Origin of the sequence: Dactylosporangium sp. CA-152071, from assembly GCF_050936335.1 — a bacterium.
GTDB lineage: Bacteria > Actinomycetota > Actinomycetes > Mycobacteriales > Micromonosporaceae > Dactylosporangium > Dactylosporangium maewongense.
On the sequence record NZ_JBNJMZ010000001.1, the window covers coordinates 1,704,161 to 1,717,852 of the forward strand.

At 70.8% G+C, this 13,692-nt stretch carries 12 protein-coding genes and 1 pseudogene; 9 read left to right on the forward strand and 4 right to left on the reverse strand.

Going from position 1 to position 13,692, the window contains the following annotated elements:
- Window positions 1–177: 177 nt before the first annotated feature.
- From ACQEVZ_RS07280 to ACQEVZ_RS07290, 3 genes and pseudogenes are all read left to right on the forward strand, one after another.
- A complete protein-coding gene (locus ACQEVZ_RS07280; RefSeq protein ID WP_433362986.1) occupies window positions 178–432 on the forward strand; it encodes a hypothetical protein in 255 nt (84 codons plus the stop codon).
- A gap of 275 nt (window positions 433–707) precedes the next feature.
- Window positions 708–1,016, forward strand: coding sequence for a hypothetical protein (locus ACQEVZ_RS07285; RefSeq protein ID WP_433362989.1), 309 nt, complete (start codon window positions 708–710; stop codon window positions 1,014–1,016).
- Window positions 970–1,104 (forward strand): annotated as a pseudogene (locus ACQEVZ_RS07290) (IS6 family transposase); the annotation flags it as partial. The gene ACQEVZ_RS07285 and the pseudogene ACQEVZ_RS07290, both read left to right, overlap by 47 nt.
- Here ACQEVZ_RS07290 and ACQEVZ_RS07295 read toward each other — a convergent pair.
- From ACQEVZ_RS07295 to ACQEVZ_RS07310, 4 genes are all read right to left on the reverse strand, one after another.
- Window positions 1,088–1,690 (reverse strand): SGNH/GDSL hydrolase family protein, encoded by a 603-nt coding sequence (locus tag ACQEVZ_RS07295; RefSeq protein WP_433362992.1) that lies wholly within the window; start codon window positions 1,688–1,690, stop codon window positions 1,088–1,090. The pseudogene ACQEVZ_RS07290 and the gene ACQEVZ_RS07295 overlap by 17 nt on opposite strands.
- Before the next feature lie 92 nt (window positions 1,691–1,782).
- A complete protein-coding gene (locus ACQEVZ_RS07300) occupies window positions 1,783–3,993 on the reverse strand; it encodes a PQQ-binding-like beta-propeller repeat protein (RefSeq protein WP_433362995.1) in 2,211 nt (736 codons plus the stop codon).
- A 16-nt stretch (window positions 3,994–4,009) separates the two neighbouring features.
- Window positions 4,010–5,359, reverse strand: coding sequence for an alkaline phosphatase family protein (locus ACQEVZ_RS07305; protein ID WP_433362998.1), 1,350 nt, complete (start codon window positions 5,357–5,359; stop codon window positions 4,010–4,012).
- 195 nt (window positions 5,360–5,554) lie between these two features.
- Complete coding sequence (locus ACQEVZ_RS07310) at window positions 5,555–6,574, reverse strand: Lrp/AsnC family transcriptional regulator (protein WP_433363001.1); 1,020 nt, start codon at window positions 6,572–6,574, stop codon at window positions 5,555–5,557.
- 133 nt (window positions 6,575–6,707) lie between these two features.
- On the opposite strand from ACQEVZ_RS07310, the gene ACQEVZ_RS07315 reads away from it, so the two are divergent.
- From ACQEVZ_RS07315 to ACQEVZ_RS07340, 6 genes are read left to right on the forward strand one after another with little or no spacing between them, the layout of a single operon-like run.
- Complete coding sequence (locus tag ACQEVZ_RS07315) at window positions 6,708–6,926, forward strand: hypothetical protein (RefSeq protein ID WP_433363004.1); 219 nt, start codon at window positions 6,708–6,710, stop codon at window positions 6,924–6,926.
- A 28-nt stretch (window positions 6,927–6,954) separates the two neighbouring features.
- The gene (locus ACQEVZ_RS07320) at window positions 6,955–8,331 is read left to right on the forward strand and encodes an ABC transporter substrate-binding protein (protein ID WP_433363007.1); all 1,377 of its coding nucleotides are present in this window, start codon (window positions 6,955–6,957) and stop codon (window positions 8,329–8,331) included.
- Entirely contained in the window at window positions 8,328–9,284 is a 957-nt protein-coding gene (locus ACQEVZ_RS07325) for a carbohydrate ABC transporter permease (protein ID WP_433363010.1), read from the forward strand. The genes ACQEVZ_RS07320 and ACQEVZ_RS07325 overlap by 4 nt, the downstream gene beginning before the upstream one ends.
- On the forward strand, window positions 9,281–10,141 hold the full coding sequence (locus ACQEVZ_RS07330) for a carbohydrate ABC transporter permease (protein WP_344513370.1): 861 nt from the start codon (window positions 9,281–9,283) through the stop codon (window positions 10,139–10,141). The genes ACQEVZ_RS07325 and ACQEVZ_RS07330 overlap by 4 nt, the downstream gene beginning before the upstream one ends.
- A 56-nt stretch (window positions 10,142–10,197) precedes the next feature.
- The gene (locus ACQEVZ_RS07335; RefSeq protein ID WP_433363014.1) at window positions 10,198–11,499 is read left to right on the forward strand and encodes a Gfo/Idh/MocA family protein; all 1,302 of its coding nucleotides are present in this window, start codon (window positions 10,198–10,200) and stop codon (window positions 11,497–11,499) included.
- 3 nt (window positions 11,500–11,502) lie between these two features.
- Complete coding sequence (locus ACQEVZ_RS07340; RefSeq protein ID WP_433363017.1) at window positions 11,503–13,644, forward strand: alpha-N-acetylglucosaminidase TIM-barrel domain-containing protein; 2,142 nt, start codon at window positions 11,503–11,505, stop codon at window positions 13,642–13,644.
- The last annotated feature ends 48 nt before the right edge of the window (window positions 13,645–13,692 follow it).

A 13,692-nucleotide genomic window follows, 5' to 3' on the forward strand; every position in this document is an offset into this window, starting at 1 on the left:
ATGCATCTAAGCTGCGGCGCAACGGCACCGGGGCGCAGGTGCGAGGCCGCCCTGCCCGCGCAAATGCGCCCAAAGGTGTCAACGTCGTGAACAGCCGATGTCGTGTGGGTCGCCCAGAACGGGCGACCCACACGCCGTATGCGGGCACGGCGACAACACCCACGGGGAGGGCAACAGATGAGATCGCAAGCATTACGCCGGCGCTGGCCGGTGCTGACCGTCGCGGCGGCCCTGACCGCGGCGGCGGTGATCAACTGGTCGCAGCTCGGCGCACAGGAGCCGTCGGCGCAGCCGCCAACCGCCGCCAACCCGGCGCAGCAGCAGCCCGGCGCGATCGCGGCCGAGGTGCCGACCGTGACCCGGTTCGCCGAGGCCAAGCACACCGGCAAGCCGGTGGAGATCCTCGAGCGACACACCGAGACGACCGAGTAGTTCGCGAACCCGTCCGGCACCTACACGATGCGGCAGTACACCGCCCCCGTGCGGGTGCTGCAGGGCAAGACCTGGGTCCCGGTCGACCTGACGCTGCAGCCGGACCTCGCCGCCGGGCGCTGCGGTCCAAGGCCGGCCCGGTCGACCTCACGTTCTCCGCCGGCGGCAACGGCGACATCGTCCGCGTCCGCGACCACGGCCGCGAGTTCACCCTCACCTGGCCCGAGGCGCTGCCCCCGCCGCGGCTGGACGGCGACTCCGCCGTCTACCCCAACGTGCTGCCCGGCATCGACCTGCGGGTCACCGCGCTACGCACCGGGTTCAGCAAGCTCTTCGTCGTCAACGACCGCGCCGCCGCCGACAGCGACGCGCTGCGCAGCCTCACCCTCGGCGTGAAGACCAAGGAGCTGACGGCTCTGTTGCATTCGTCGTTCGGCATGATCGAGGCAGGGTTGAGCAGTGATGCTTTCGAGCCGCCGACTGTCATCGCCGCCACGGTCCGCGTTCGTCGGGTTCCCGTTTCCGCCGGAGGTGATCGTGGTCGCTGTTCGGCTGTACCTGCGGTACAACCTCTCGTATCGTGACGTCGAGGAACTGCTGCTCGAGCGTGGTGTCGAGGCCGATCACGTCACGATCTTCCGGTGGGTGCAACGGTTCACTCCGTTGCTGGCGGCCGGTCGGTGGGCACACCGAGCGCCCCGATGAGGCTGAGGGCCATCACGCGGTGGCCCTCAGCGTTGGGGTGGACGGGGTCCCCGTACCACCGCGGATCGGCCGGCTTCCAGCGGGCGTAGTGATCGACCAGGGCGGCGCCCTGCTCGGTGGCCAGCGCCCGGATCGCCTCGGCGTAGGCGGGGATGCCTTCGATCGGGCCGGGGACCGGGGTCTGCAGGGCGACGCGGGACCCGGCCCGCCGTAGCCGGTCGATGATCGGCACCATCACGGCGAAGAAGTCCTCGACGGGGGTGCCCTTGGCGTCATTCGTACCGACCCCGATCACCGTCACGTCCGGGGCGTGCCGCAGGACGGCGCGGTCCAGGTTCGCGGCCAGGTCGGCGGCGCGCCAACCGCTGACCCCGGTGTTGATCACCGCGTCCAGGGACCGGCCGCGTTCATACCTGACGCACTCGGAGAACAGCTCGGCGTAGCCGCGCGCGCCGTCCGTCCACCGGGCGGCCTGCACGATGCTGTCGCCCGCGAACACCCAGGTCACCGGGGCGTCCCCGGCCAGCAGGTCCCTGATCGCCACATCGTCCATCGCACGTCCTCGCCAGCGGTTGTCCCGGCTCCAGGTACCTGACGGAGCGAGCGGCTCCCCGCGCCTGGATGCGGGGAGCCACTCGGGTCGTTTCAGTCCACGGCGACGCCGTACAACTGGCCGTCCTGGTCACCGACGAGCAGCGTTCCGTCGACCACCACCGGCGGGCTGTAGCAGTACGCCGTGGTGGTCAGTTGCAGGCGGGCCCGGATCGCCCCGTTGGCCACGTCGACGCCGACCAGCAGTCCCGTCGTGCCGGGCACCCAGGCGACGCCGTTGTGCACCGCCGCGCCGGTGTTGACCGGGCGGGCGACCAGGCCCGCGGTCCACCGCGCCTGGCCGGTGGACGGGTCCACCCGGGCGGCGGTGCGCGCCCCGTCGTCGAACATCAGCAGGTCACCGCCGGCGAGTTGCGCCTTCGGGGCATAGATGAACGAGCCGGCCCGCGACCAGCGCTGTTCGCCGGTGGCGGGGTCCAGCGCGAACGCGTTGGCCACTGTGGACACCAGGACCAGGCCGTTGGGCAGGACCATCAGGGTGTCGGCCCAGGGGCCGTAGATGAGGCGGCTGTAGGCGGTGGTGCGGGTGTTGGTGGAGGACTCCCACAGCACCGCACCGGTGCGGGCGTCGTGCGCGTACGCGTAGCCGAGGCCGCCACCCGCGTACACCCGGGTGCCGTCGCTCGCCGCGCGCCCCGTGAACATGCCCTGTCCGGACACGGTCCACACCGGGGCGCCTGTCGCCGCGTCGATGGCGTGCCGTGCCTCGCCCGCGCCGAAGATCACCACGTCGCGGCCGCCGATCGTGGTCACGAGCGGACTGCCGAGCACCGGGGCTCCCGCGTCGTACATGAACCGCGTTCTGCCGCTGGCCGGGTCGAGCGCGTACAAGTGGTGATCATCCGACGGCAGGTAGACGGTTCGGCCGTCGGGTGCGAACGCCGGCCGGCCGTGCACCGGCCCGATCCGGGTCTGCCAGCAGCGCCCCAGCTTGGCACGGCTGGGCCGCGCCCCGATCACGGTGCCGTCGACCGTCGCGGCGACCAGCAGGCCGTCGCCGGCCGCCAGCCCGGCCTGCACCGGGGCGCCGAGCTGTTCGCGCCAGCGCAGCCTCCGGTCGGCGTCGGGCAGGGTGAAGGTGCGGTTCTGCTCGTACCAGGCGCCCTCCGGGTTGGTGACCCGGACCGTCATCCGGTGCTCGCCGGGTGGCAGCGCGGCGATGTCCAGGGTGCCGGCATAGCCGCGGCCGGAGGCGTCCCCGGGCAGGTCACGCCACTGGCCGGCGTCCTTCAGCCCGTACGTGTGCTGGGGAAACAGCTGTGCCTGCACGCTGGCCGCGCGGGCATGAGGGTTGAGGCGCACCGACACCGCCAGCGCGGCACCGGACTGGGCGAGCCGCACCGACTGCGGTCGCTCCTCGACCGCCGTGCGGGGGCCGGCGAGCGGGATCTCCAGCACCGGCCGCGACACCGGGGCGCCGTCGGCGCCTCGCTGCACGGCGGTCACCGTCAGCATCGGGCCCGCCGTGCTGACCACCCGCTCCACCCAGTAGTAGATCGGCGCACCACGGGTGTCGTCGACGGCCAGCTGGGTCAGGCCGTTGAACCGCTGCACCTCCTCGGTGTGGATGTGCCCGGCGAAGATCGCCCGCACGTTGTAGCGGTCCAGCAGCTCCAGCAGTCGTTCCTGGTCGCTGACGTAGTAGTTGTCGCCGCCGAACGGGAAGTGGCAGAGCAGAATGATCGGCACACCCGGCCGCACCCGGTCCAGGTCCCGGGTGAGCCAGCTGATGCCCGACTCGCCGAACCCGCCCGGTTCCTGCAGCAGGTGGCTGGGGTCCAGGGCGACGAAGTGCATTCCGGCGAAGTCGAAGGAGTAGCGGCGGGGTCCGAAGAGCGCGCCGTAGCGCTCGCCGGCGGTACTGTCCCACCGCCAGTCGTGGTTGCCCGGCACGTACCGGATTCGCGGCCGCAGGGCGACCGGGACGATCGACAGGTACGTGTCGTACTCCTCCGCCGAACCGTGCTCGACGATGTCCCCGACGTGGCAGACGAGCTGGGGGTCCGCTGCGGCGATCTGCTGGTACACCCAGCCCACCCACTCGGTGCGCTCAGGCAGGGAGACGTCGATCTGGGTGTCGCCGAGGAGCGCGAAACCCGACGGTGCCGGCGGTGCCGCGGTGCCCGGCGAGCCGCACGCGATGACGCCGGTGGCCGCTCCGACGAGCGCACCGGCACCGAGGGTGAGCAGGCGGCGCCGATCCACCGGGAACTGTACGTGCGGGGAGGCCGGCTGGGACGTCACGGTGTGGTCCTTCCGCTCACTTGACACGGATCGACTCTGTCAGGACGCGCCCCTGGCTGCCGGACGGCGGTTCGATACCGAGCAGGGCCGCCATCGTCGGGGCGAGGTCGACGTGCCGGGGCGACTGGGGCGGCGTGTTCGGCCGCACGCCGGCGCCGGCGAGCACCAGTGGCACGGAGAGCGTCTCGGTCAGGCCGTGCACTCCGCGCGGCCCGGCCGGTGTCGCGCCCAGCGACCATCCGGACTCCGGCTCGATGACCAGCTCGCCGAACTTGGGGCTCATGTGCATGGCGCGCTGCGCGTCCTTGTCGTACACCGCGCGCACGTGCGGGAGGGTGAGGAGCGCGGCCTTGATCCGCTCGGCGGCGGCCGGGTCGTTGGCGGCGTCCCCGACCAGGTGGAGGCTGCCGACGCCACCGATGACGATCACCGCATCCGTGTCAGCGGCCGGCGACTGGCCGGCGTTGAGGATCTGTGCCTTGTAGCCCGCGCCGGCGATGGCGGCGAGCATCGCGGTGTCGGTGCCCTGGGTGAACGTGGACATGCCGTGGTCACCGGTGATGACGAACGTCGTACGACCGTAGATGTCGGCGTCCTTGACGGCATCCACCAGCCGGCCGATCTGCGCGTCGATCTGCCGCAGGGCGTCCGGGATGCCGGGGGCGATGTCGCCGTCGGCGTGCCCGAGCGCGTCCAGCACGTCGCAGTAGACCGCGATCAGGTCGGGAATCTTCGGTGCGGTGACCAGCTTTCCGCCGCTGCTCACCGGCTTGCCGCCGAGCACCGCGACGGCGTCGTCGACCCGACGGGGGCAGTCCCCGCCCGGCTGGGTGTAAATGCCGTCGGGGTCGCCGAACGCCGTGCCGTAGTTCTGGACGACGAACCACTGCGAGGACAGCACCGTGCCACCCTGCGCACGGATCGCCTGCGCGATGGTCGGCACGGCCAGGTCCCGCTGCTGGCCGACGGCCACCCCCGTCGCGGGGTTGTACCAGTAGGCCGTGTTCTGGTGCGCCTCCGGCCAGGCGCCGGTCGCGATGGACGACCACGACGGGTTGGTGATGGAGGGCATCACGCCGGTGGAGGTGGTGAGGGTGCCCCGGGTCAGCAGGTGCTGGAGGTTCGGCATCGGGACTTTGTCGAGGTATTCGACGTCGAAGCCGTCCAACGCGAGCAGCACGATGTGGTCGGACGGCGCCGGTCGGTGGGCTCCGGCCGCCGGGTCGGCGGCGAAGGCCGGCGACGGGCTGAGGCTGCCGGCGAGCGCAAGGCAGAGGCTGGACGCGAGCAGGCCGACGGCACGCGACCGGGATCGAACTCTATGTAGGGCGGCGGTCGCAAACAGTGGTTTGGTCCGGTGGATCATGATGCCCTCTCCTCGGTGACGAGACTGTCGAGAATTGCCAGGAGTCTCGACACGGGCGATGCAGACTGTCAACGATTGGCAATGCAGCGCAAGAATCCTACGACCGAGAGCGCTCTCATGCTGGCTATCGGCCATCCCGCGGAGCACTCCGCCCGCCGTCACGCGCGTGATGCCACCGGCTCCATTCCTGACGGCCTAGAGGTCCGCATCCGCCGGATCGCGCCCGAGCGCACCGTCGATCGAGATCGGCGGCAGGACCTTCCCCGCCCGCTTGACGGAACGCAGCGCGATCGCCACGTCGGCGTGCTGGAGGCCGGGCAGCTGACCGATGGTGGCGGACAGAAAGTCGTACAGCGCCCGGTCGCTCTCCAGCGCGACCTCGCCGCAGAGGTTCCGGTCGCCGGTGGTCGCGGCGATCATGAGCACGGCGGGATGGGCGGCGAGCAGTGCACCCGCCTGGCCGAGTTGCGTCGGGTTGACGTTGAGTGAGATGAACGCGTTCACCGGAAGCCCGACAACGCCGGGCTCGACGACGGTCCGCATTCGCAGCAGGCCGGCCGCCATCATCGCCTCGGTGCGCCGCCGGACGGTGGCCGGCGTCGCGCCGCACCGATCGGCCAGCGGCTGCCAACCCAGGCGGCCGTCCACCGCGAGGCTGGCGATGATCATCTCGTCGAGCGGGCTCAGCCGCGGCGGAGCGTCGACGGGCGCCTGCTCGTCCCACCGATCGATCCGTTGCGACCGCAGCCGGTCGACCACGTCCGCCGGCAGGAGGCTCGGGTTCCAGTTGTGCGGCGTGGAGAACCTGCGGATCACCTGGTTGCTCCAGACGGCGAGGACGCCGTCGAGGCCGGGCAACTGCTCGAACATCACCTGGAGCAGGTGCTCGTTGGAGGCATAGGACACCTCGGCCACGCAGTCGACGCTGCCGGTGACCAGCTTGACCGACCCGCTCTCCTGCCACCGGGCCAGATGATCGGCCGACCGGTTGGCGGCGTCCGGGCGGCAGCGCAGCCGGACGAAGAGCGATCGTGCCCGGCGGGTCGTCTCGTTGTCCATGACCCCGATGACCCGCACCGCGCCGCTGCGCAGCAGCCGGGGAACCCGCCGGGAGACGGTCGCCTCGGAGGTGAAGACCGCCTCGCTGATCTGCGCGTGAGTGGCGCGGGGATGGGCGAGCAGCGCGCCGATGACCCGCCGGTCGAGTTCGTCCAAGGATCCGCTGTTCCCATCAGACAGGTGGCGTTGCATGCTGGATTCTTGCACTTCGGCCCTCGTTGTTGACAGTCTTCCTCGTAGATTCGCAGACTGTCGCTCACGATCCCGCTATATGGAGGGAGGCGGAACGATGGGCCGGGTCCGTGACGACGTCCCGCGTGCCGCACCCGGCGGGCCGGCCGAGGCGCAGGTCCCGCCGGTGCCCTCCGGCGCCGGGATCCGGGCTGGTGCCCCGCTGTGCGACGCCGGCCTCGTGGACGTGGCCGCCACCATCAGCCCCCTGCTCGGCGCGCAGCCGCCGTCGACCTCGGTCGGCAACGTCATGCGCGGCGTCATCGAGCGGCACTGAGTACGAACAGATCGAGGAGATATCGAACATGGCCCACGCGATCAGGCGCTGGACCGTGGCGGCAGCTGCCGCTACGGCCGCGCTCACCATACTCGCCGCCTGCGGCGGGTCCGCTGATCCAGAGTCGAAGAAGGCCGACGAGATCACCTTCTGGACGCCGCAGACGACCCCGGACCGGGTCGCGGCGCAGGAGGCGATCGCGGCCAAGTTCAAGGAGAAGACCGGCATCGCCGTGAAGGTCGTCCCGCTGAGCGAGGCCGACCAGCGGCAGGCGCTGGTGACGGGCGCGGCGTCCGGGAAGGTACCCGACGTCATGCTGCACAGCGCCGCGACGACGGCCAACTGGCGGTCGCAGGGGCTGCTGGACACGAAGGCCGCCAAGCAGGTCGTCGACGACCTCGGTGCCGGCACGTTCAACAAGAACGCCCTGCAGTCGTTCAGCCAGGACGGCGAGCTCGGCGCGGTGCCGAGCGACGGCTGGGTGCACCTGCTGGTCTACCGTAAGGACCTGTTCCAGGCCGCCGGGGTCGCGGCGCCCACCAATCTCGAGGAACTGGCGAAGGCCGCCACCGAGATGAAGAAGACCGGGGTGACCGGCATCGCCCTCGGCACGCAGTCCAGCACCCCCTCGGGCACCGAGGCCGTCTACTCGATCTGGCAGAGCGCCGGGTGTGAACTCGTGAAGGACGGCAAGGTCGCGATCGACTCGCCGGAGTGCACCCGGGCGGCCGAACTGTTCAAGGTGCTGCGCGACTCGAGCGTGCAGGGAGACTTCGACGTGACCAGCGCGCGAGCGGCCTACCTCGCCGGGAAGTCCTCGATGCTGCTCTTCTCCACCCACATCCTCGACGAGCTGGCCGGCCTGGACAAGGCGAACCCGGCGACCTGCCCGCAGTGCAAGGACGACCCGGCGTTCCTCGCGAAGAACTCCGGCTTCATCACTGTGCTGGACCGCGACCACCCGGCGCAGTACGGCGCGACGCTCGGCTACGGCATCCCGCGGGGTGCCCACACCAACGAGGCGAAGTCGTTCATCAAGTACGTGCTGGACGAGGGCTACAAGGACACGCTCGCCTCGGCGACCGAGGGGCGGATCCCGCTGCGCAACGGGACGTCGAGCGAGCCGAACGCCTACATCGAGGCGTGGGCCAACCTCGGCATCGGGCCCGAGCGGAAGAGCTCCGTCACCGAGCTGTACGGCCCGGAGATGGTCACCGCGATCCGTGACGGCATCAACGCCGTGCACCTGTGGGGCATGGGGACGAAAGACTCGGCCCTCGCGGGCGCGGTCACCTCGCAGGGGGCGCTCGCGGAATTCCTCGACCGTCTCTACAACGGCACGCCGCCCGCGCAGGTGACCAAGGACATGGCCGAGCGGGTCAAGAAGATCCAAGCGGAACTGTGAGTACTCCGACGACCCGGGTCTCCCGCTGGGAACGGCTCAGCCGTGCCCAGCGGGAGAACCTCAACGGCCAGTTGCTCACCGGCCCGTCGCTGGTGCTGATCACCCTGGTCATCCTGATCCCGTTCGTCCTGTCCGTGGTCTTCTCGTTCTCCGACATACGGCTGATCGACATCCCGCGGCTGTCGCCATCCTCCGTCGAGTGGACCCTCGACAACTACCGGGACGCCATGGGGTCGGACGCGTTCTGGGGCGCGCTGTGGACCACCATCGCCTACTCGGCGCTGACCACGATCGGGGCCGTCGGCGTCGGCCTCGCCCTCGCCTTTGCCCTGCGCCGCCCCTTCCGGGGCCGGGGCCTGGTCCGGGTACTGCTGCTGATCCCGTACGTGCTGCCGGTCATCGCTTCGGCGATGATCTGGCGGACGATGCTCAACCCGCAGTACGGCATCGTCAACGCGTTCGGTCAGGAGTACCTCGGCTGGGACAGTCCGATCGGCTTTCTCAGCACCACCTCGATGGACCTGGCGGGCCTGCCGGTGCCGGTGTCCCTGCTGGTCGTCGTCTGCTTCGAGGTCTGGAAGTCATTCCCGCTCGCCTTCCTCTTCGTCACCGCCCGCCTGCAGAGCGTTCCCGGTGCGATCGAGGAGGCGGGGGCGCTGGACGGCGCGTCCGGCTGGCAGAGCCTGCGCCACATCGTCCTTCCGCAACTGCGGGGAGTGGTCCTGCTCCTGGTACTGCTGCGGTTCATCTGGTCGTTCCAGAGCTTCAACGACATCTACCTGCTGACCGGGGGCGCGGGAGGCACCCAGGTCATGGCGATCAAGGTCTACACCCAGCTGATCAACCGGGCCGACATCGGTGGCGCCGCCGCCTACGGAATGTTGATGTCGGTGATCCTCTGCGTGCTGCTCGCCGGATACGTGCTGCTCTCCAGGCGGAAGGAGACGATGTGAGTTCACCGATGCGCTCCTCCCGCCCGGTCGCCGCCCTGCGGTGGGCGTTCATCATCGTCGCGCTCATGTGCAGCGTCGGGCCGGTGCTCTACGGCGTGCTGCTCTCACTGCGCCCGTACTCCGCCGTGCTGCTGGACCCGCTCGACGTCGTGCCCGGGCTGTCCGAGATCGACCTGTCCAGCTACACCACAGCCATGAAGGACCCGTCGGCGGGAGGCTTCGGGCTCGGCCGGTTCGTGATCAACTCGTTGCTGGTCGCCGTCGCCGCCGTCGTACTGTCGATCATCGGGTGCGTCTTCGGGGCGTACGCGGTGGCGCGCCTGCGGTACCGGGGCCGCCGGTTCACGAGCGCGATCATCCTCGCCGTGTACCTGTTCCCAGGCATCGTGATCGCGGTGCCGGAGTTCGTCATCCTGAGCCGGATGGGCCTGACCGGATCGCTGTACGGACTGCTCATCATCTACGTCGCCGCCACGATCCCGGTCGCGCTGTACATGATGCGCAACTACTTCCTCGCCCTGCCGGAGAGCGTCGAGGAGGCGGCCCTGCTCGACGGGTGCTCGTTGCCGACGATGCTGCGCAAGGTCGTCCTGCCGATCGCGCTGCCCGGTGTCATGGCGACCGCCATCTACGTCTTCATGATCGCGTGGAACGAGTACTTCTACGCGTTGCTCTTCCTGGTCCAGGACCGTTCGCTGTGGACGGCACCGCTCGGTCTCGCCCAGCTCACCGACCAGCAGGTGCCGGTGACCGTGCTCCTGGCCGGTTCCATCGCGGTGACCGCACCGGTCATCGCCATATTCTTCCTCGCTCAGCGCTACATCGTCGCCGGCCTGACCTCGGGAGCGGACCGATGAACCCAGAAAGGTTGATGATCGACGTGACGGCCCCCGTGTCATCGGGAACAGGTCCAGTGCGACTCCTCGTGCTCGGTGCGGGAGGTCGCGGCGCGCACGCGTACGCCCAGTGGTGCCTGGAGCACCCGGACGAGGGCCGGGTCGTCGCGGTCGCCGACCCCGACGCGGAGCGCCGCGACCGCGTGGGCGATGCCCATGCCGTTCCGGCCACCCAGCGGTACACCGACTGGCGCCAGGCGCTGGCGACACCCGGCCCATGGGACGCGGTCATCGTCGCGACCCCGGACCGCGATCACGTCGATCCCACCCTGCGGGCCCTCGAACTGGGCTACCACGTCCTGCTCGAGAAGCCCATCGCGCCGACGCCCGAGGAGTTGCGGAGACTGACGGCCGCCGCCGACGGCAGCCCCGGCACGGTCACCGTCGCCCACGTGCTCCGCTACACCCCGTTCTTCCGCACCCTGCGCCGCCTGCTCGACGAAGGCCGGATCGGCGAACTCCAGGGCATCTCCCACATCGAGAACATCGCCTACTGGCACTTCGCGCACAGCTACGTCCGCGGCAACTGGCACCGCGCGGACAGGTCGAGCCCGATGCTGCTAGCCAAGGCGTGCCACGACATCGACATCCTCCGGTGGCTGGTCGGGGCGCCGATCACCGCGGTCGCCTCGTTCGGCGAACGCCGTCACTTCCGGGCCGAACGCGCGCCGAAGGGGTCGACGGAGCGCTGCGTCGACGGCTGCGCCGTCGCCGACACCTGCCCGTACAACGCCGAACGCCTCTACGTCGAGCAACTCGCCGGCATCAACGGCCCGCCGGTCACCGTCGTCACGAACGACACGAGTCCGGCAGGCCGCCAGCGTGCCCTGCGACTGACCGACTACGGACGGTGCGTCTACCGGATGGACAACGACGTCGTCGACCACCAGACGACCGCACTGCGGTTCGGTAACGGCGTCACCGCGTCGCTGGTGGTCTCCGCGTTCACCGCCGAGAACACCCGGACGCTCGTCATGATGGGCAGCCACGGGCAGATCAGCGCCGACATGCGCTCCGGGCGGATCACGGTCACGCCCTTCCTGGAGGCGCCACCCCACGTGGACGGGCAACGACCCGACTCGACGCTGGAGGTCGGTGCCGGATCGCCCGGCATCGTCGACGAGGTCATCGAGGCCTTCACCGGACACGGCGGCGGGGACGCCGGGCTGATGAGCGACTTCACCGGACGGGTCCGGGGACGGCTCGCCGGTGCGGACGTCGGGGCGGCCCCGACCTCGCTGGAGGAGAGCATGGAGAGCCACTTCGTCGCCTTCGCCGCCGAGCGGTCCCGGCTGAACCGCACCCTCGAGGAGGTGTGAGCGTTGGATGCGGTCCGAGCCCTTGCGGCCCGCGTGGCCGGCGGCGACGTGCGGGTCGAGACGATTCCGGCGGGCGCTGACGCCGCCGCCGGCGAGTACGAGTGCCGTGACGGCGTACTGACCCTGCGCGGCTCGGACCCCGTCGCCGCGGCGTCCGCGTTCGCCCAGTACCTGAAGGCGGTCACCGGCCGCCAGGTGACCTGGGACCAGCCGAGGCTCCAGCCGCCGCTGGAGTCATGGCCCGCGGCCCCGCGGACCCGGCTGGCGAGCCCGTTCCCGATCCGCTACTACCTCAACGCGGTGACCTACGGCTACTCCTCGGCGTTCTGGGACTGGGACCGCTGGGAGCGGGAGATCGACTGGATGGCGCTGCACGGTGTCACCCACCCGCTCATGCAGGTGGGGCACGAGGCGGTGCTGGCGGAGATGTTCCGGCGGGCCGGGCTCGACCAGGCCCGGATCGACGAGTGGATCGGCAGCGCGGCGCACTTCCCGTGGACGTGGATGGGCAACACCAACTCGTTCGGCGGGCCGCTGCCGTCGACCTGGGTCAGCCGGCACGTCGAGCTGGCGCAGCGGATCCTCGAACGGCAGCGCTCGCTGGGCATGACGCCGGTCCTGCCGATGTTCGGCGGACATGTACCGCCGGAACTGGCCGGCCCGTCGGACGGCGAGCTCGAGTGGCAGGGCTGGCACACCCGGATCCTCGGCCCCGGCAGCGAGCGGTACCGCTCGCTGGCCGCGCAGTTCATGAGCGTCCAACGGGAGCTGTTCGGCACCGACCACCACTACGCCGTCGATCCGTACATCGAGTCGGTGCCGCCGTCCGGTGACCCCGACTACCTGGAGTCCGCGGGCCGGGCCGTCTACCGGGCGATGGCCGACAACGACCCGGCGGCGACCTGGGTGCTCGCCGGCTGGCCGTTCCACTACCACCGCGACTTCTGGCGCCCGGAGCGGGTCCGCGCGTACCTCGCCGGCGTGCCGGAGGAGCGGCTCGTCCTGCTCGACCTGTGGGGTGAGCACGCACCCATGTGGCGCCGAAACGGCATGTTCGAGCGGCGTTGGGTGTGGTGCGCGGTGCACAACTTCGGCGGTCGCTTCGCGCTCTTCGGCGACCTGCGTGGCCTGCGCCGCGATGTCGAGGAACTGCGGCGCACCCGGCCGGCCCGGCTCACCGGGATCGGCCTCGCGCCGGAGGCGATCGAGAACAACACCGTCTTCTACGAGCTGGCCACCGACCTCGCCTGGGGCACCGCGGAGGTCGACGAGTGGCTGGACTCGTTCGCGCGGCAGCGCTACGTTTCCGGGCACGACGACGTCGTCGAGGCCTGGCGGCTGCTGGCGGACACGCTCTACGGGCCGGGCCGCACCCGGTCGATCCCGTCGCCGGTCATCGCCCGTCCGTGGTCGACCGGAACGCCCTTCGCCGCGCAGCGTCTGGCCGGGGAGTTCGTCCCGCGGGAAGCGGAGCCGCAGCGGCAGTCGGCGAACATCGACGCCGAGAACGACCCGATGGTGCTCGGCGCCCTGCCGCGGATCGCCGCCGCCACGCGGCTGCTCCTGCGGCGGGCGGCGGACGCGGGGGCTCGGGAACCGCTGGAGCGGGACGTCGCCGATCTGGTCGGTCATGTGGTGGCGCAGGGGTGCCGGGTGCACATCCGCGGCATGATGGCGGCCTTCGCGAAGGGCGACCGGGACGGGATCCTCGAGCACCTGGCCCGGTTCCGGGTGGACCTGCTCGACCTCGACGAACTCGCCGGCACCCGCTCGGACTCGCGCGTCGGCCGGTGGATCGCCGACGCCCGCGCGTGGGGCGGGTCGCCGGCCGAGGCCGACGTCATGGAGCGGGACGCTCGAAGCCTCGTCTCCGTCTGGGGCCACCAGACGAGCGGGCTGCACGACTACTCCGGACGCCACTGGGCCGGGCTGATCCGGGACTACTACCTGCCTCGGTGGGAGTTGTGGGCGACCTGGTTGGCGCGGGCGGCGACGGCGGGGGAATCGCCGGACGTCGACGACCTGCGGGCCCGCGTCGTCGCGCACGAGGAGGCCTGGCGCAGGGCGGTCGGGGGCTATTCCGCCGTACCGGAGGGGGACACCCTCGAGGTGGCGGCCCGGATCCTCGACCGGCTCGGTTACTGACCCGCGACGGTGCTCGAGGGAGCACATCGTGGCTGTGCACGGCGTGTC

Coding starts and splice junctions, on each gene's coding strand:
- ACQEVZ_RS07320 (WP_433363007.1), top strand. CDS start 6,955: ATGGCCCACGCGATCAGGCGCTGGACCGTGGCGGCAGCTGCCGCTACG.
- ACQEVZ_RS07315 (WP_433363004.1), top strand. CDS start 6,708: ATGGGCCGGGTCCGTGACGACGTCCCGCGTGCCGCACCCGGCGGGCCG.
- ACQEVZ_RS07295 (WP_433362992.1), bottom strand. CDS start 1,690: ATGGACGATGTGGCGATCAGGGACCTGCTGGCCGGGGACGCCCCGGTG.
- ACQEVZ_RS07305 (WP_433362998.1), bottom strand. CDS start 5,359: ATGATCCACCGGACCAAACCACTGTTTGCGACCGCCGCCCTACATAGA.
- ACQEVZ_RS07280 (WP_433362986.1), top strand. CDS start 178: ATGAGATCGCAAGCATTACGCCGGCGCTGGCCGGTGCTGACCGTCGCG.